Origin of the sequence: Burkholderia sp. Z1, from assembly GCF_014893795.1 — a bacterium.
Classification (GTDB): Bacteria; Pseudomonadota; Gammaproteobacteria; order Burkholderiales; family Burkholderiaceae; genus Burkholderia; species Burkholderia theae.
On record NZ_JACFYL010000003.1, the window covers coordinates 687,189 to 706,142 of the forward strand.

At 72.2% G+C, this 18,954-nt stretch carries 3 protein-coding genes; all 3 read right to left on the reverse strand.

The genetic code is table 11. The features are described 5' to 3' along the window. Positions 1-63 precede the first annotated feature (63 nt). The 3 genes from H3H55_RS35185 to H3H55_RS35195 are packed head-to-tail and all read right to left on the reverse strand — an operon-like array spanning position 64 to position 18,915. Positions 64-1,659, reverse strand: a complete 1,596-nt coding sequence (locus H3H55_RS35185) for an MBL fold metallo-hydrolase (protein WP_226800694.1) — start codon at positions 1,657-1,659, stop codon at positions 64-66. A 1-nt stretch (position 1,660) separates the two neighbouring features. After that, positions 1,661-15,667, reverse strand: a complete 14,007-nt coding sequence (locus H3H55_RS35190; RefSeq protein ID WP_193102772.1) for a non-ribosomal peptide synthetase/type I polyketide synthase — start codon at positions 15,665-15,667, stop codon at positions 1,661-1,663. Beyond that, positions 15,667-18,915, reverse strand: coding sequence for a non-ribosomal peptide synthetase (locus H3H55_RS35195; protein WP_193102773.1), 3,249 nt, complete (start codon positions 18,913-18,915; stop codon positions 15,667-15,669). Before H3H55_RS35195 ends, H3H55_RS35190 begins: the two co-directional genes overlap by 1 nt. Between the last annotated feature and the right edge of the window lie 39 nt (positions 18,916-18,954).

The following is an 18,954-nucleotide window of genomic DNA, read 5'->3' on the forward strand; positions in this document are numbered from 1 at the left end:
GGGGTGTTTTCCTGGTTCGACGATTCGACGAAACGATGCGGGCGGCCACGCGGCCGCTCGCGCTCAGAGGAGGATTTCCTTCTTCAGGTACAGCCGCTCGGACTGGATGTCGTGCGCGTGGCAGCGGGCGATCAGCTTGTCCGATTCGACGATCGGCAGCGAGGTCGGCGCGTATTCGATGCTGGAGATGAACTTGAGCCACGGCTCCGCGCCCATCGCATAAACGAAGACCTGGCGCGGCGCGAAGCACTCGACCAGCGGCCACGCGCGCTCGCAGTCGGAGCCGTTCAGGCGGCGGTTCTGATCGAACTGCCGCCCGAGCGGCTCGTTCAGGAGCGCGCCGTACAGCCAGGACATCGGCGCGCCTTCGCATTCCATGCCGATGAACAGCGTGCCGATCCGGCCGATGCGCTGCGCGATGCGCTGGTACAGCTCCGGCTGCAGGTTGTTCGAGTCGGCCGCGAACAGCATGCTCTTGCCGCCCACCTTCAGCGCGAATGCCATCTTCGCGGCGATATGCAGATCGCCGTGCTCGCCGAGGAACGGCAGCGCAACGATCTCTCCGCCCGGCACGGGCACGCTGTCCAGCTCGCCGACCTCGACCACCCGCTCGAACCCGCACGCCTCGAGCGCGAGCCGGATCGACGGGTCCTGCAGGAATCCGCCATGGCTGCGCGGCACCACCAGCGTGCCGATCCGGTGCCGTAGCTGCAGCAGGCTCTCGAGCACGATGTGATCCTGGTGGTTGTGGGTCAGCAGCACGTAGTCGATGCGCTCGGGCAGATCCGCGAACGTGAACGGATCGTCGCCCTGCCCGAGCGGATAACCGACGATCGGATCGGTCAGCAGCGAAAATTCCGCGGTTTCGACCAGCACCGTCGCATGGTTGAAGTAGCGCACCCTCACTGGCTGCCCCGCGCGCGCCGGCACCGACGGCGGGCGCGGCGGCGGCGCGTCGGTGAACCAGGTTTCGAGCGCCGCGCGCCGCACGGCCCCCCCCTCCGCGTGTACGAGCAGACGGTCGATCAGGTCCGGCGCAGCGCCCGCATGGCGGGCCGCGAACAGCTCGTCGTACAGCGCGTCGCGGAACGGCAGGCGGATCTGCACCATGTGCTCGTCGGGAAAGCGCGGCGTGCTGAGCATGAAGCTCCGGTCGTCGCTGGTCGCGACGAAGCCGTTCACGCTCTGCAGCGCGTCGAGATAACCGGCGCTGTCGTACAGCAGCCGCTCGAACAGCCGGTACGACGCGTGGCCGCGCAGGTCGTAGCCCAGCTCGACGAGCCCCTTCAACGGCTCGGGCACCCGCGCATACAGCGGCGACAGCGTATCGCCGTGCCCTTCCCGCGCGAGTAGTTCGTCGAGCTCGCGCAGCGCGTCCGCGAGCGCCAGCAGCGGCGCGGCGCGCGCGCGGGTGTCGCCGATCAGCGCATCGACCGCCGGCACGAGCTCCCGGCCGCCGTTGAGGAACGGCCCGCCGGCCATCTTCGCGGCGGAACGCCGGTGCAGCTCCGGCGCGCGGATGAAGGATTCCATGATGCGCAGGTGCACCTGCTTCATCACCAGCGCGCAGGTCGCCGGCTGCAGCAGGAAAGTCCACGCATACCATTGATTGATCAGCGGTTCGAAGACGGCGTTCGGTTTCAGGTAGATCTGGGTCATGTCAGGAATGGTCTTGTTCGACTACGGGAACGGCGGCGTCGGCGACATGCGCGAGCGCGGCCTCCATGTGCTCGCGCCACTGACGCAGCAACTGTTCGGCGGTGGCGCGCGTGTGCACGGCGTCGCTGTAACGGCACTCGAACGCGAGTTCGCCGTCGCACGCGACGCAGACGAGGTTCAGCAGGTGCGAACGTTCGTCGCTCGCCGCGCGGTCCGCGCCCACCACCTCGGTGGCGGCGGAGAACCACGCGGACGGGCGCGCGGCCGCCGCCGACACGAAATCGACGCTGACCTGCGGCTGCACGCAGCGCCGCCACGCGTCGGGATCGACGCCGGCGGGCGGCGACACGTCCGCGCCGCCCAGCGCGGCCGGCGGCAGCGCGGCGAGCGTCACCTCCCACTCGCGCAGCGCCGCGACGCTCGGCACGCCGGCGTGATGCGGCAACAGCAGCGGCACGTCGCAGACGAAACAGCCGACCGCGCGCTCGACCGCCGGCCCGTCGTCGAGCCAGTCGCGGCCGTGCCGGCCAAGATCGGCGACCACCGCGCCGCCCGCCCAATCGGTCAGCGCGCGCGCGGCCGCCGCGATCGCGACGGTGGCGGCTTTCACGCGCAGGCGCTGCGGCACGACGGCCAGCATCCGTCGCGCGGCCTCGCCCGTCAGCCGGTCGCGCACGACCTGCTGGCTGGCCTCGGCGTTCTCGCCGTGTGCTGCGTGCAGATCCCGCGGCAGCGCGACATTGGCCGCCATCGGCGCGAAGTACGCGGCGGTTTCGCCCGCCTGCCGCGCGGCGGCAATGCGTACGTCCAGCGCGCGAAGATAGGCCGGGTACGCCAGTGTCGGCGCGGCCAGTGTCGGCATCCGTTCGTTCGCATGCGCCGCATACGCGTTGGCCAGGTCGTCCAGCAGCACCGCCCAGCCATGGCTGTCCGCCACCAGCCCGTGCACGACGAGCAGCAGCCGGTCGCCGGCCGCGCCGCACCGGTAGTGCGCGATCCGGATCAGCGGCCCGTGCGCCAGATCGAAGCCCTGCTGCAGCGTCGTGCTGTGCGCGACGATGAAGCGTGCCGCATCGCCTGCCGTGCCGAGGTCGTGGCTGCTGAAGCAGCGCTGCACGGCGTCCGCGTCCGGCGGCGCGATGCGGCCCAGCAGCGCGTCGCGGTCGAATACGCAGCGCAGCCCCGGGTGCGCGTCGAGCAGCGAATGGAACGCGGCCAGCAGCGCGTCGGCGTCGAGCGGCTGCGCCGCCTGAACGAGCAGCGAGCGGTTCCAGTGGTGCGCGTGCGGGCGCTGCAACACGCGCCGCTGATACGGCGTCAACGGAAACCCGGACGCATCATCGGCCTCCGACCGCGCCGCCAGCGGCCGCAGGCAATCGGCCAGGTCCGCGATGGTCGGACTCGCGAAGAAATCCTGCGGATCGACCGTCCAGCCCGCCCGGTTCAGTTGCGCGACGGCCCGCAGCACCAGGATGGAATCGCCGCCGAGCCCGAAATAGTTGTCGTCCCGGCCGATCTGCTCCTGCCGCAGCACGTCACGCAGCACCGTCAGCAGCGCGCGCAGCGGCGGCGTTTCGTCATCGCCCGCGGCCTCGTCCGGCAGCACCGCCGTCGACACCCACTGGCGGTCGATCTTGTCGCCGGACGTCTTGGGCAGCGACGGCACGATAACCAGCGCATGCGGCACCAGATGCGCCGGTGCGACGCGGCGCAGCGCACGCAGCCGCTCGCGCGCCGCCTCGTGTTGCGTGTCCGGCGTGCCTGACGCGTCGGGGCCGACGACGATGAATGCCTCCAGGCGCGGCGCCAGCGCGTCGTGCCCGCTCGACAGTCGCACTGCCGCCTCGCGCACGCCGTCCTGTTCGAGCAGCAGCGCCTCCACTTCGGCCAGATCGACGCGAACCCCGCGCACCTTGATCTGGCGATCGCCCCGGCCGAGGTAGACCAGCGCGCCCTGCGCGTCGCGACGCACGAGGTCGCCGGTGCGATACATGCGCGCGCCCGGCTGTCCGGCGAACGGATCGGGCAGGAAGGCCGCGGCCGTCTGCCCGGGCCGGCCCGAGTAGCCGCTCGCGAGCGCGCTGCCGCCCAGGTAGAGCTCGCCGCGGCACAGCGGCGGCACCGGTTGAAGGTGCGCGTCGAGCACATAGGCCGTGGTGCCCGGCAGCGGTGCGCCGATCGGCACGTCGCGTTCGTCCGGGCGCGCGTCGGCCGGCACGTCGTGTACGACGGACGTGATCACGCTTTCCGTCAGCCCGTACGCGTTCATCAGCGCCACGCGGCCGCCCGTCACGGCGCGCCATGCCTGCACCGACGCGAGCGGCACCGTCTCGCTGCCCGTCACGACCAGACGCAGCCGCGCCGGCAGCGCGGCCTCGCCGAGCCGGAGCGCACGCACCCATTCGCGCCAGAGCGACGCGGGCAGGTTGAGCACGGTCGCGCGCTGCGCGTCGAGCAGGCCGCTGAACGCGCCGAGCGTCGGCCATGCCGCGCGGTCGAACAGCAGCAGGCAGGCGCCGGCGGACAGCGTCGTGAAGATCTCCTCGATCGACACGTCGAAGACGAGCGACGAGAACTGCACGACCCGGTCGTCGGCCGTCATGCGATATGCGGCGCACAGCGCCTGGATCTTGTGCGCGACCGCCCGATGACTGACGTCGACACCCTTCGGCACGCCGGTCGAGCCGGACGTGAACAACGTATAGGCGGCCTGTTGCGGATCGATACGTGCGGGCAGCGCGCCGACGGGCGCGTCGCCAAGCGCGGCAAACGTGATCGCCGCGCATCCGGGCCACGCCGGCGGCGCCGCCGTGGCGTCGTGCACGAGCAGCACCGGCGCCGCTTGCGACAGGATCGCGTGCTGCCGCGCGGCCGGCGCGGCGGGATCGAGCGGCAGGTACGTGGCCCCGGCACGCAGCACGCCAAGCAGCGCCACCAATGCGTCGAGCCCCATCGGCAAGCACAACGCGACGCGGTCGCCGGTGCGGACGCCGCGCGTGTGCAGTGCACCCGCGACCCGCTCCACCCGGTCCCGCAGCGCCCCGTAACTGAGCGTCTCGTGCGCGGTGGCAACCGCCGGCGCAGCGTTGCCGGCCGTCAGCGTGCCCGACAGCAGCGACACGAGGTCGGACGCCGCCCACGCGGATGCGTCGGCCGCCCCGGACGCTGCCTGCCATGCGTGCCGCTGCGCGGCCGACAGCACGCCCGCGTCGCCCAGCGGCGCATCGTCCGGCAGCGTCAGCAACAGGTCCAGCGCCGCGTGGAACTGTTCGACCACCTCGTCCGCCTCGCCCTGCTCCAGCGCGCCGTCGCGCGTCAGCAGCACGCCGCCGTAGCCCGCGCCGTCGCGATGCAGGTTCATCGTCAGGTCGTATTCGGTTTCCGTTTCCGGCGTGTCCTCGAACGCGACGTCCAGCGCGCCGATCTGCACGTTGCGAACCGGCGCCTCCTGCATCGAGAACACCACCTGGAACAGCGGCGTCAGCGACGTGTCGCGCGGGCCCGCGTAGCGCTCGACCAGCTTTTCGAACGGATAGTCCTGGTGCGCGTGCGCGGCCATCACGCAGTCGCGCACCCGCTCGATCCACGCCCGCGCGCGGCTGGCTGCCGGGAACGCCACGCGCAGCGCGAGCAGGTTGACGAAAAAGCCGACGAGCCCTTCGGTGCGACTCGACGCGCGGTTGGCGACCGGCGAGCCGACCACCAGGTCGCGCTGCCCGGTGCGCCGCGACAGCATCAGCAGGAACGCGGACAGGAACACGACGTACGGCGTCGTCCGCAAGCGCCGCGCCAGCGCGTCGACCTGCTGAGCGCGCCCGGCGTCCACCGCGACGCGGCCGCTGTGCGCGAGGCGCCCCGGCGTGCGTGCGCGGCGCCGGTCGCCGCCGAGATCGAGCACCGGCGCGCCGTCCAGATGCGCCCAGAACGCCTCGTGCGCCGCGTAGTGCCCGGCGGCGAACCGCGCCGCCTGCTCCTCGCTGTAGTTCGCGTAATCCCACGCGGGCGGCGCGGCATCCGGCGCGCGCCCCTGGCTCGCCGCGCCGTACAGCGACGCGAGATCCTGCGCGATCAGCCGGAACGACCAGCCATCGACGACGATGTGATGGAACGACATCAGCAGGCACGCGCGGCGCGGCCCGAGTTCGAGCAGCCGCGCGCGAAACAGCGGCGGCCGCGCGAGATCGAACGGCTCCGCCCGCAGCGCGTCGCGATGCTGCGCGATGAACGCGCGCAGTGCGTCGTCCGTGCCGCCTGCGTACGCATGGATCGACAGCGCGACCGCTGCGTCGACATGCACGTGCTGCTCGCCGCCGCCGTCCGGCCCCTCGTGAAACGACGTGCGCAACACCGGATGGCGCGCGACCAGCCCGGCGAGCGCCGCGTGCAGCGCGGCGCGGTCGACGTCGCCGTGCAGATGCAGGCATTGCGGCAGGTGGAAGACCGAACCGCCCATGCCGAGCCGTTCGAGCGTCCACAGCCGGCGCTGCTGGAACGACATCGGCGCGCGGCGCGGCCCGGCGGCCGGCAGGGCGGCCGACGTCGTTGCCGCCCGCACCGCTGGCTGCGCCAGTTCGGCCTGCGCGCGAATCGCGCGGGCCAGCCCGTCGATCGTCGGCGCACTGAAGAACGCCTCGAGCGTCAGCTCCGCATTCAGCCGCTCGTGAATCCGCGTGAGCACGCGCCCGGCCAGCAGCGAATCGCCGCCCAGCTCGAAGAAATCGTCGGTCGGCGCGATCCGCTCATGGCCGAGGCACTCCGTCCAGATGCGCGCCAATGCGTGCCGCACGTCGTCGGTTTCGACCGGTGCGGCCGGCGGGATGTCGACCGCGGCCGGTGCAGCCACCGATGCCGCAGCCAGCGCCTCCGGCCGCGCGCGCCCGACGGAGCCGCCCTGCTGTGCCGGCAGCCAATGACGCGTCCGCTCGAACGGATAACCCGGCAACGGCAGGCGCTTGCGGCGCTCGCCCGCGTACGCGTCGCGGCGGGTCAGACGTGCGCCCTTCGCCCACAGCCGCCCGTAGCCGGCGAGCAGGGTCGCCATCGTGCGCGGCGTGCGTTCCGTGAAGCTCGCCAGCACCGCGTCGGCCGGCGCGCAGCGATGCGCGCGCACCAGCGCCGCCAGCACGTCGCGCGGGCCGATCTCGACCCACAGCGCGTCGCCCAGCGCCGCCAGCATCCGCACACCCGCCGAGAAGCGCACGGTGCCGAGCACGTGCGCGGCCCAGTACGCCGGATCGGTGGCGCGCTGCGCGTCCAGCAGCGTGCCGTCGAGGTTGGAGATCAACGGGATGCGCGGCGCGCGCAGCGTCATCGTCGCGGCATGCGCCTGTACGCGCGCGGCCGCGTCCGTCATCATCGGCGAATGGAACGCATGTGACGACGCCAGCCGCGCATGCGCGACACCCCTGTTGCGCAGGTGCGCCGCGAACAGCTCGACCGCGTCCACCGGGCCGGACACCACGCATTGCAGCGGCCCGTTGACCGCCGCGACGGCGAGCGTCGGCGGCAGTTGCGCGGCCAGCTCGTCCTCGGCGATCGATACCGACAGCATCGCGCCGGCCGGCTGCGCCTGCATCGCCGCCGCGCGCGCCGCCACGAGGCCGACCGCCTCGTCGAGCGAGAACACGCCCGCGCAGCACGCGGCGACCAGTTCGCCGAGGCTGTGGCCGATCAGGTAGTCCGGCGTCACGCCCAGCGCAGTCCACGCCTGATACAGCGCGTACTCGTACGCGAACAGCAGCGGCTGGACCAGCGCCGTGTCGGTGGTGCTCGCCTCGCCCAGCAGATAAGGTTCGAGCGCCAGCCCGGCCGCGCTCGCGAACCGCCCGCACACCTGGTCGAGCGCGGCGCGGAACACCGGGTTCTCGCGATGCAGGTCGCGCGCCATCCCGGCGGCCTGCGCACCCTGCCCGGTGAACAGAAAAATCACCGGGCGCGCGTGCGGTGCGTCGTCGGTGGCCGGCAACACGCCCGCCGCCAGCGCGTCGAGCGCCGTGTCGCGCGACTCGGCGACCACGAACGCGCGGCACGCATGGTCCTGCCGGGCGGCCTGCAGCGTATGCGCGACGTCGGCCAGCGCCCATTCCGGGTGGCGTCGCAGCGCGGCGGCAAGGCCGTCCGTCGCACGCCGCAGCCCGTCCGGCGTGGCGGCCGACAGCCGCAGGCAATGCGCGACGGCGGCCGTCGGCGCGTCCGCCTCGGGCGGCGCGGCCTCCAGGATCACGTGCGCATTGGTTCCGCCGATGCCGAATGAACTGACGGCCGCGCGGCGCGGCGCACCGCCGTCCGGCCAGTCGACCGCTTCCGCCGTGATTCGGAAGGCCGCGTCGTCGAGTTCGAGCAGCGGGTTGGGCGTGTCGAAGTGCAGCGTGCCCGGCACCTTGCCGCGTTCGAGCGCGAGCGCCGCCTTGATCACGCCCGCGAGCCCCGCCGCGCTGTCCAGGTGCCCGACGCTCGTCTTGACCGCGCCGAGCATGCGCGGCGCGCGTGCCGGATGCTGTCCGTAGGTCGCCTTCAGCGCAGCCATTTCGATCGGATCGCCGAGCAGCGTGCCGGTGCCGTGCGTCTCGACATAACCGACCGACGCGGCGTCCACGCCCGCGTCCGCCAGCGCAGCGCGGATGACCCGTGCCTGGCCCGCGGGGCTCGGCGCGGTGTAGCCGGCCTTGTCGTGGCCGTCGTTGTTGATCGCGGAGCCCTTGACGACCGCATACACATGATCGCCGTCGCGGCGCGCGAGATCGAGCCGCTTCAGTACCACCGCACCCGCGCCGCTGCCCTCGACGGTGCCGCTCGCGGCCGCGTCGAACGCGCGGCAATAGCCGTCCGCGGAAAAGATCCCGCCGGTGCGGTGCAGGTAGCCCGGCACGCCGTCGACGCCGATCGACGCCGCGCCCGCGAGCGCGAGTTCGCAGTCGCCCTGCGCGACCGCGCGCGCGGCCATGTGCAGCGCGACCAGTGACGTCGAGCACGCGGTGTTCAGCGTGACCGCGGGGCCGGTGAGGTTCAGCCGGTAGGCAATCTGCGTCGCAGGCTGGTTCAGCACGTTGATCTGGTACAGCCCGAGCGCGTCGACCGCGTCGCGGTTGCCGATCACGTGGTTCGCGAGGTACTGGCTCGCGCCCACGCCGACGTAGACGCCCACGTCGCGCGCATGCCCGGGCCCGGCGTAACCGGCGTCCTCGAGCGCGCGGTAGCTTTCCTCCATCAGCTTGCGCTGCTGCGGATCCATGATCTCGGCTTCGCGTGGCGTATAACCGAAGAACGCGGCGTCGAAACAGTCAGGGTCGCGAATCAACCCGCGTGCGGCGACGAAGCGCGGATTGCCGAGCAGGTCGTCCGGCACGCTGAGCGCGCGCAGTCGCGCGTCGTCGAGCCGCGTGATGCCGTCCTCGCCCGCCAGCAGCATCTGCCAGAACTGCTCGACGTCGTCCGCGCCCGAGACGGCCGCGCTCATCCCGATGATCGCGACGTCGCGGCTGTCGACGTGCGACGCGCTTGCGGCCGCAGCCGCGCCGCCGACGTCGGCCGACGGATCGCCGGACGCGGACAGCCAGCCGGCCAGCGTGCGAATCGTCGTGTAGCGGAACAGGTGATCGATGTCGACGTCGCGGCCGAACGCGCTGCGAAGCCGCGCCTGGCACTGGATCAACGCGAGCGAATGGCCCCCGGCGTCGAAGAAGTTGGTGTCCGGATCGATCTCGGCGACGCCGAGCACGTCGCGCCAGATCGCCGCGACTGCGGCCTGCGCATCGCCGGGCGCGCGGCGCGCAGGGCTGGCGGAGCCGGCGTGGTCGGTGGTGGTGCTCGCCCCGTCGAGCGGCCAGTCGGCCAGCCGGAGGCGATCGATCTTGCCGCTGCCGGTCATCGGCATCGCGTCGAGCACGACGATCCGGTCGGGCACCATGTACGGCGGCAACGCCTGTTGCGCATGCGCCTTCAGCGCGCCGTCCGGCAGCGCGCCCGCCGCCTGCACGAACGCGCAGAGCACGGCGCCCGCGCTGCCCGACCGCGCCAGCACCGCGACTTTGGCGACACCCGGATGGCGGCCCAGTACCGATTCGACCTCGCCCGTCTCGATGCGGAAGCCGCGCACCTTGACCTGCTGGTCGTCGCGGCCCACGAATTCGATGTCGCCGTGCCGATCGAAGCGGGCCAGGTCGCCGGTGCGATACAGCACGCGATCCGCGTCGCCCGTGGCATACGGGTTCGGCACGAAACGCTCGGCGCTCAGCTCGGGCCGGTTCAGGTAGCCCGACGCCAGCGCGCGCCCGGACAGGTAAAGCTCGCCGGTCACGCCGATCGGCAACCGCGCGAGATCGGGCGCGAGGATATGCGTGCCGACGTCGCCCACCGCGCGGCCGATCAACACCGGGCCGCTCACGCAGCGCCACACGGTTGCGTAGATGCTGGCCTCGGTCGGGCCGTATGCGTTGAACAGCGGCGCGTGCGGCAGCACGCGCGCCGCCAGTTCGACGGTCGCGGGCAACAACGGCTCGCCGGCGGCGAACACCGCGCGCAGCGGGCTCGCCGCGCCGGCGTCGAGCGACTGCAGGAACAGATGCAGCATCGACGGCACGAAATTGACCACCGTCACGCGATGCTGCTCGATCGCGCGCTGCAGGTAGCGCGGATCGTACTGGCCGTCCGGCCGCGCGATCACGATCGCGGCACCCTTCATCAACGGCCACAGCATTTCGGTGAGCGACACGTCGAACGATTGCGCGGTCTTCCACAGCACGCGGTCGCCCGCGGCCAGCGAATAGGTGTGTGCCAGCGCGTCGAACAGCGCGAGGATGCCTTCCTGGCGGCACAGCACGCCCTTCGGCGTGCCGGTCGAGCCGGACGTATAGAGGATGTAGGCGGGGTCGCCGGGGCTGACGCGCGGCGCGGCGGCCCACGCGGCCGCGCCCGCTTCCGCCAGCACCGCCTGCTCGACGAAACGCACGCCGCACGCGCGCAGGCAGGCGGGCGCGGTGGCATCGCCGACGATCGCCACCGGGCGCGCGTCGTCCACCATGAAGCGATGACGCGCTTCCGGCAAGGCGGGATCGAGCGGTAGATACACGGCGCCGATCCGGAACAGCGCGAGCACGGTCTGCAGCGTCGCCGCCGCGCGGCCCGCGCATACCGCCACGACGTCGCCCTGCCGCACGCCCAGTGCGGTGAGCGCCGCCGCGCGCCGGTCGCACTGTTCGAGCAGCGCCGCATAGGTCGTCTCGCCCGCGTCGTCGATCAGCGCGACCGCGTCCGGCGCGGCGGCCGCGCACGCGGCGAGGCGCTCGCCGATGCTCGCGCCGACCGGCAGCCCTGGCTTCGGCGCCGCCCAGTCGTCGAGCCGCGCGAGCGTCGCAGGCAGCAGCCACGCCGCCGCGGGCGCGCCGGCAAGCCGCCGCAGCGCTTCGTGCTGGGCGTGCGCGATGTCTTCCGCGTCGGCACGCCGCAGGCTGTCGGCCCGGTAGCCGACGATGCAGCGCAGCCGCTGGTCGCTCGCGGAGACGGAGAAATCGACCTGCACCGGAAAGCTGTTGACCGCATGGCCGTCGCGGCCCGCCAGCATCCGCACGTCCGCGTCGTCCAGCTCGCGCAGCACGTGGAAGCTCGTGAAATTGAACAGCACCTCACCCAGCTCGATCCCGCCGTTGTCCTGCCGGATCTGTTGCGACGGATAAAAGCGGTGCCGGAAAATGCCCGACTCGATCTCGAACACCTGCCGCACCTGCGCGACCGGCGACGCTGCGCCGTCGAGCGCCGCGCGCACCGGCACCGAATTCAGGAACAGCCCGACCGCGCGCTCCGCATGCTCGGTCTCGGGCCGCACGTGCGTCACCATCGACGTCAGCACGTCGCGCCGCCCGCTCAGCGCCTGCAACGCGCGCAGGTGGGCGGCGAGCAGCACGCTCTTGAGCGGCACGTTCGCGTCGCGCGCGAGCGCACGCAGCGCCGCCTCCAGTTCGGCGGCGACCTCGACCTCCAGATACTCCACCCGTTCGTCCGCTGCGTCGCCCGTCAGCGGCGCGCGGCGCAGCGACAGCGCCTGCGCGCCGTCGAGCTGGCCGCGCCAGAAATCGCGCTGGGCCGGATCGGCGAGCGCGGCCTGTTCGAGTTCGATGAAATCCCGGTAACCGGCCTGCACCGGCTCGTCGTTCTGCAGGTTCTGCAGGCCCGTCAGGCCCGCCGTGTAGAGCCGGATGAATTCGGCAGTCAGTGCGGCCTCGCTCCAGCCGTCGAGCATCGCATGATGGAAGCTCCACACCAGCTTGAAGCGCTGCGCCGCCAGCTTGAACACGAAGCAGCGAAACAGCGGCGCGGCGGCGATGTCGAACGCGGCGAACCGCTCGCCGTCCATGAACGCGGCGATCCGGGCGGCCTGCGCCGCCGCGTCGAGCGCGGTCAGGTCCGTGACCGCCAGCGGAATGCGCGCCGTGTCGAACACGAGCTGCAGCGGCACGCTGAACCCTTCCATCCGCAGCGCGGTGCGCAACGCCGGATGACGCGCCGACAGCCGCTCGAGCGCGTGCGCGACGCAGGCTTCGTCGTATGCATACGCAACCTCGTAGCCGATCACGTCGTGGTACAGGCTCGAGTGCTGGTGCCGCAGGCTGTGATAGAGCATCCCCAGTTGCAGGCGGCTGAGCGGATACGCGTCCACGACGCCGGCCGGCAGTCGCGCGCGATCCGCATCGCTCGTCAGCGGCGGCCGGGGTACGGCAGCCTCAGCCGGCGCGCCGGTACCCGCGCCTGCGCCGCGCTGCCGCTCGATGTGCTCGCCCAGCGTACGCACGCTCTGGTGGACGAACAGGTCCTGGATCTCGAATTCGAGCCCGTGGCGCTGCGCCTGCGCCTTCAGCCGGATCGCCAGCAGCGAATCGCCGCCGAGATCGAAGAAACCGTCGTCGAGGCCGAACCCGCTGCGGCCGAGCACGTCTTCCCACAGCGCGCACAGCGCGCGCTGCGTATCGGTCAGCAACTCGGGTGCCGTTTCGGCGGCCACCTGCGTGGGTGCGAGCCGCGCGAGCGCGGCCCGGTCCACCTTGCCGTTCGCCGTCAGCGGAATGTGCGGCACCGCGTGGAAGCGCGCCGGCACGAGATGATCGGGCAGCGACACCCGCAGCTGCGCGCGCAGGCCGGCTTCGTCCGGCGCGTCCGCGCCCGTGCCCGGGCTGGCGGTCCAGTACGCGACGAGCTGCTTGTCGCCCTGCGGCGTCGCGTCGACCGTCACGACGGCGGCCTGCACGCCCCGGCACGCGGCCAGCGCCGCCTCGATTTCCGCCGGCTCGATCCGGTAGCCGCGCAGCTTCACCTGCCGGTCGCGCCGGCCGAGGTAATGCAACGCGCCGTCGTGCGCCCAATAGCCGACGTCGCCGCTGCGGTACATGCGGGCGCCCGGCTCGCCGCCGTAAGGATCGGGCACGAACGCGGCCGCGGTCAGGTCCGGCCGGTTCGCGTAGCCGTGCGCAACGCCGAGCCCCGCGATGTAGATGTCGCCCGCCGCACCGGCCGGCAGCGGATTCAGGTCGTCGTCGAGCACGTACACCGACGTGCCCTGGATCGGCATGCCGATCGGCACCGTGCGCCCCGCCGCCAGCGCGCCGCGCACCGGGTACGCGGTCGCGAACGTCGTGGTCTCGGTCGGCCCGTAGCCGTTGACGACCTGCCCGTGTTCCAGCAGCGCGCGGGCGCGCGCCACATGCGGCAGCGACAGCACGTCGCCGCCGCAGACGAGGTAGCGCAGCCGCCGCAGCGCGTCCGGCGCGTGATCGACCATCGCCGCGAACAGGCCGCTCGTCAGCCACAGAATCGTCACGCGCGCGTCGACCAGCAGCGGCCCGAGCTGGTCCAGCGACGCGTCGCGCCCGACCGGCACGACGAGCGACGCACCGTTCAGCAGCGCGGTCCAGATCTCGAAGGTCGACGCATCGAACGCGGTCGGCGCGAACTGCAGGAACACGTCGTCCGGCGTCACGTCGAGATAGGCCGGCCGGTACGCGAGCCGCAGGATCGCCTGTTGCGGCACGATGACGCCCTTCGGACGATCGGTGGTGCCCGACGTGTACATCAGGTACGCCGGCATCTGCGCCGGCAGCCCGCTCGCGACGAACGCGCCGTCGCGCGCGGCGATCTCGTCGTCGTGGTCCTCGAGAACGATCAGGTTCAGATAACCGTCGCGCAGCGCGTCGGTGCGCGCCACCACGTCCTCGCGCGTGACAATCACGCTCGCCTGGCTATCGTCGATCAGGAATCGCAGCCGGTCCGCCGGATAACGGCTGTCGAGCGGCACATACGCGCAGCCCGCGTTGAGCACCGCCAGCATCGCGACGATCAGCTCCGCGCCCGGCTCGAGACACAGGCCGACGGTCGAGCCCGGCGACACGCCGAGATCGCGCAAGTGATCCGCCAGCCGGTTCGCGCGGGTGTTCAGCGCGTCGTAGTCGAGCGTCGCGTCGCCGTGGCGGATCGCCGTGCGGCCCGGATGCTGCCGCGCGAGCGCGTCGATCACCGCACCGATCGAGTCGGGCAGTGGCTGCCCGAGCGGCCGGCTCTGCCAGCCGCGCAGCGCGTCGAGCGTGGGTACGTCGCCGCGCGCGAGCGTGCCGAACGGCGCGTCCGGCTGCGCGGTCAGCGCGTCGAGGTATTGCACATAGGTGCGCGACAGCCGCTCGATTTCGGCGGCCTCGAACAGATCGGTGCGGAACACCGTGCAGCAGCGCACGCCGTCGGACGTCAATTCGGCGAACAGCGTCAGGTCGAACTGCGCGTAGCGGTACAGGTCGTCGCGCACCGTCATCGCCGGCATCCCGGCCGGCGCCGCCGGATCGGCGGCGCCAGGCACCGCGCTTTTCGTGTCCTGCAGCACGAAGTTGACCTGGAACAGCGGGCTGCGCGCGGAATCGCGCGCGACGCCGACCTGCTCGACCACGTGGTCGAACGACACCGCCTGATGCCGCAGCGCGTCGGCGACGGTGTCGCGCTCGCGCTCGACCAGTGCGGCGAACGTGGCGCAGCCTTGCCGCGCGGTGCGCAACGCGAGCAGGTTCGCGAAGAAGCCGACGATGCGCTCGCTGCCCGGATGTACGCGGTTCGACGCGGTCGTGCCGATGCAGAAGTCGTCCTGGCCGGCGTAGTCGCCGAGCAGGCACCGCCACGCGGCCAGCATCACCGTGAACAGCGTGCCGCCCTGCCGCCGCGCCAGCGCCTCGGCCCGCGCGCGCACGGCGGAGGGAATCGCGAAGAACACCAGTTCGCCGTCGTGCGCGCGCCGCGACGGGCGCGGCAGCGCGAACGGCAATTCGAGCGTCGTCGCGCCCGTCAGCCGGCCCTGCCAGTACGCGAGGCTCGGCGCGCTGTCCGCGGCGCTGCGCGCCTGCTGCCACAGCGCATAGTCCGCATAGTGCGGCCCGTCGTCTGCCGGCGGCTCGAACTCGCGGCCCGCAAGCCGTGCCGCATAGGCCGACCACCAGTCGGCCAGCATCAGTTCCAGCGACCACCCATCGACGATCAGGTGATGGGCGGTCAGCACGAGAATCTGCCGGGCGTCGCCGAGACGATGCAGCGACACGCGCAGCAGCGGCCCGTGCGCGAGGTCGAACGGCTGCGCGATTTCGGCCGTGATCGCGCGGGCGATCTCCGCGTCGGTCACGCCCGCCGCGTGACGGTGCACCGGCAGCGACGGATCGAGCGCGGGGTGCACCCGCTGGTACAGGCTGCCGTCGCGCTCGTCGAACGTCGTGCGCAGCGCCTCGTGCCGCGCGACCACGTCGCGCAGCGCCGCCCGCAACGCCGCTTCGTCGAGCGCGCCCGCGATCTCCAGCACGTGCGGCACGTGGAAATGGCCGGCGCCGCCGCTGATCGCCATCTGCACCCACATCCGCAACTGCTCCGCCGATGCGGGCAGGTCCGCCGGCCGCGCCTGGCGGGTGATCGCGTCGCGGCCGCCCGCGCCACGTTGCCTGCCGAACGCTTCGAGCAATTGGCGACGCTTGTTTTCGGTGGAATCCTTATGCGACATCAAACCAGCTCTCCCGACGATGAAAACACTGTGAGTAGTTCGTCCATGTCGTCCGGCGCGAGGCGATCGAGCAGCGCTTCCAGGCGGTCCTCCCGCTGGGCCTTCTGGCCGAGCGCCACCAGCACCTGCGCGCTGAACCGGTCGAGCTGCGGCGCGCCGAACAGCAGCGGCGGCGACAGCAGCAGCCCGTAGCGGCCATTGAGACGCCCGATCAGCTGGATCGCCTGCACGGAGCTGCCGCCGAGCATGAAGAAATGGTCGTCAGGCCCGATGTCGGCGACGTCGAGCACGGCCGACCACTCGGCGGCGATCTCGGCCTGGAACGGCGTCTTCGCGCGCGCATCGGCACCGTGCGCGCGCGTCTCGAGCGCCGCGTCGGCGAGCCGGGTCAGGCGCTTGCGGTCGATCTTGCCGGCCGGCAGCAGCGCGATGCACTCCACCACGTCGATGCGTGACGGACGCATCGCGTCGGGCAGCCGCTCGGCCAGCGCCGCGTGCAGCGCGTCCGCCGTCCAGCTGTCCCACCCCGCGGCCGGCTCGACGAACGCGTGCAGCAGCCGCACGCGCCCCTGCACCCGCACCGGCACCACCGCGCACTGCGCGATGCCCGGCAGCGCCAGCAGGCAGGCCTCGATCTCGCGCAGCTCGATCCGGTTGCCGTTGAGCTTGACCTGCTCGTCGCGCCGGCCGAGGTAATGCAGTTCGCCGTGCTCGCCGAACTTCGCGATGTCGCCGGTGCGGTACATGCGCGCGCCCGGTCGGCCCGCGTACGGATCGGGCACGAAGCTCGCCGCGGTGAGGTCCGGGCGGCCGACGTACCCTTGCGCGAGCCCCGCGCCGCCGATGTACAGCTCGCCCGCGCTGCCGGGCGGGCACGGCTCGAGGCCCGCGTCCAGCACGTACAGCGACACGTTGTCGATCGGCCGGCCGATCGGCACGCCGGCGCACGCATGGGCGTCGCCCGGCGCGCAATGCCACACGGTCACGTCGATCGCTGCCTCGGTCGGCCCGTACAGGTTGGCGAGCCGCACGCCCGGCAGCAGCCGGTGGAAGCGCTCGGCCTGCTCGGCGAGCAGCGCCTCGCCGCTGCAGACGACCAGCGCGAGATCCGGGAAGCGCTGCCCGGGCACCGCGTCCAGGAACGCGTTCAGCATCGACGGCACGAAGTGCGCGACCGCGATCCGCGCGTCGCGCAGCAGCGCCGCCAGCCCGGCCGGATCCTTGTGCACCCCGGGCGGCGCCATCACCAGCGCATGCCCGCTCTGCAACGTCCACAGGAATTCCCAGACCGATACGTCGAAGAAGTACGGCGTCTTCTGCAGCACGCGCACCGGCGCCGCATCGGCGAGCAGCGAGCCGTGCCAGTCGAGCCGGTTGACCAGCGCGCGATGCGTGTTGGCGACGCCCTTCGGCGTGCCGGTGGAGCCGGACGTGTAGATCACGTACGCGATCCCGTCCGGATGAATGCGTTGCTGCGGCAGCGGCTCGGCGGCGAGCCAGATCGCACGCTCGTCCAGCAGATGCCGCTCGGCCGGACCGGCGGGCAGGCGCGCCAGCAGATGCCGCTGCGTGAGCAGCAGCGTGAGCCCCGCATCGTCGACGATGCGCCGCAGCCGGTCCGGCGGCGCGGCGGGATCGAGCGGCACGTAGGCCGCGCCCGCGCGCATCACCGCGAGGATCGCCAGCACCATCTCCGTCGAGCGCTCGCAGCACAGCCCGACGAGCGCCCCCGGCGTCACGCCGCGCGCCGCGAGAAAGCCCGCCAGCCGGGCCGACAGCGCATCCAGTTCGCGATAGGTCAGTTGCTCCGCGCCGAACTGGACCGCCGGCGCATCCGGCGCCGCGGCGCACTGCGCGGCGAAGCGGGCCGGCCAGTCCGTCGCGTCGAGCGGGCGCGCGGGTCCGTGCCAGTATTGCGCGAGCCGCGCGCGCTGCTCGGGCGCCAGCAGGTCGACCGCGAGCGCAGGCTGCGCATCGTCGTTCAGGTACGCACGCAGCAGCCGGCCGAAGCGCGCGGCGAACTCCCCGATTCGCGCCGGCGGCAGACAGCCGGTGTCGTATTCGAGATTCACATACAGGCCGTCGGGCGTCAGCTGATAGGCGAAGTTCAGGTCGAACGGCCGCTCGGCGGCGACCACCGGCAGCAATTCCGCGTGCACGCCGTGGAATGCGAGCGGCGCATCCTGCACGAAGAACGCTTCCGTCACGCCGACGTTGAAGACGGGTGTATCGGCCAGCGAACGCGTGCGCCGCAGCGCCGTCACGAGGTCGGTCAGCGACAGCTGCTGATGGCGCTTGCTGTCGGCACGCTGTGCGGTGGTGCGCGCGACGATGTCGCGGAACGTGTCGCCCTGCCGCAGCGAAAAGCCCATCGGCAGGTTGTTCACGAAGCATCCGCTGGCATCGCGAAAGCCCGGCGAGCGCATGTTGACCGGATAGGTCACGACCAGCTCGCGCACGTCCTGCCAGCGGGCCAGCGCGATCGCGAACAGGCTCGACAACACGAGAAACGGCGTCGAGCGGCTCGCGCGGGCCCGTGCGCGCAGCCGGCGCATGGTGTCCGCGTCGAAGCGCAGCCGATGGATGCGCCCCTCGCGCGGCTCCGCCGATGCCGCCGCGTCGAACTCGACCCCGAGCGGCGCATGCGCGAGCGCGCCGAGCCAATAGGCCAGATCGTCGTCGTAGCGCGGCGACGCGCGGTACGCGGCTTCGAACGCGAGCTGCTCGCCGAAATCGCGCAACGTGCAGGCGGGCGCCGGGCCCGCGCCAAGCGCGTGGTTGTACAGCGCCGTCAGCCGCTGGTTGATGTACACCGCCGAAAACGCATCGGAGATGATGTGCGGGAAGCTCAGCACGAGCCGGTGCGCATCGGCATCCTCGCGCAGCAGCGCGAAGCGGAACAGCGGCGCGTCGTCGAGCGCGAACACGTGCGATGCGCGCGCGGCGATCCACGCGTCTGCCTCGTCGGCGTCCAGCGCCGGCGCCGCCCGCGCGTCGCGGTAGTCGAGCACGACCGTCACCCGAGCGTGCACGTCGCGCACCGCGCGGGCGTCGTCCATCCGGAACGTGCTGCGGCATCCTTCGTCATGCTCGTGGACGAACGCGTCCAGTGCGCGCCGCAGCGCGTCGCGATCCAGCGGACCCGACAGGCGGTAGACGAGCGCGGTCGTGTAGGCCGACGAGTGCGGATTGAGCTGCCACTCGAGCCAGAAGCGGTACTGATAGGCTGAAAGCGAGGTGGTACGCATGCTAGCCCCTGTCTGGATGCATGAAGGACGTGAAGGACG

Coding starts and splice junctions, on each gene's coding strand:
- H3H55_RS35185 (WP_226800694.1), bottom strand. CDS start 1,659: ATGACCCAGATCTACCTGAAACCGAACGCCGTCTTCGAACCGCTGATC.
- H3H55_RS35190 (WP_193102772.1), bottom strand. CDS start 15,667: ATGTCGCATAAGGATTCCACCGAAAACAAGCGTCGCCAATTGCTCGAA.
- H3H55_RS35195 (WP_193102773.1), bottom strand. CDS start 18,915: ATGCGTACCACCTCGCTTTCAGCCTATCAGTACCGCTTCTGGCTCGAG.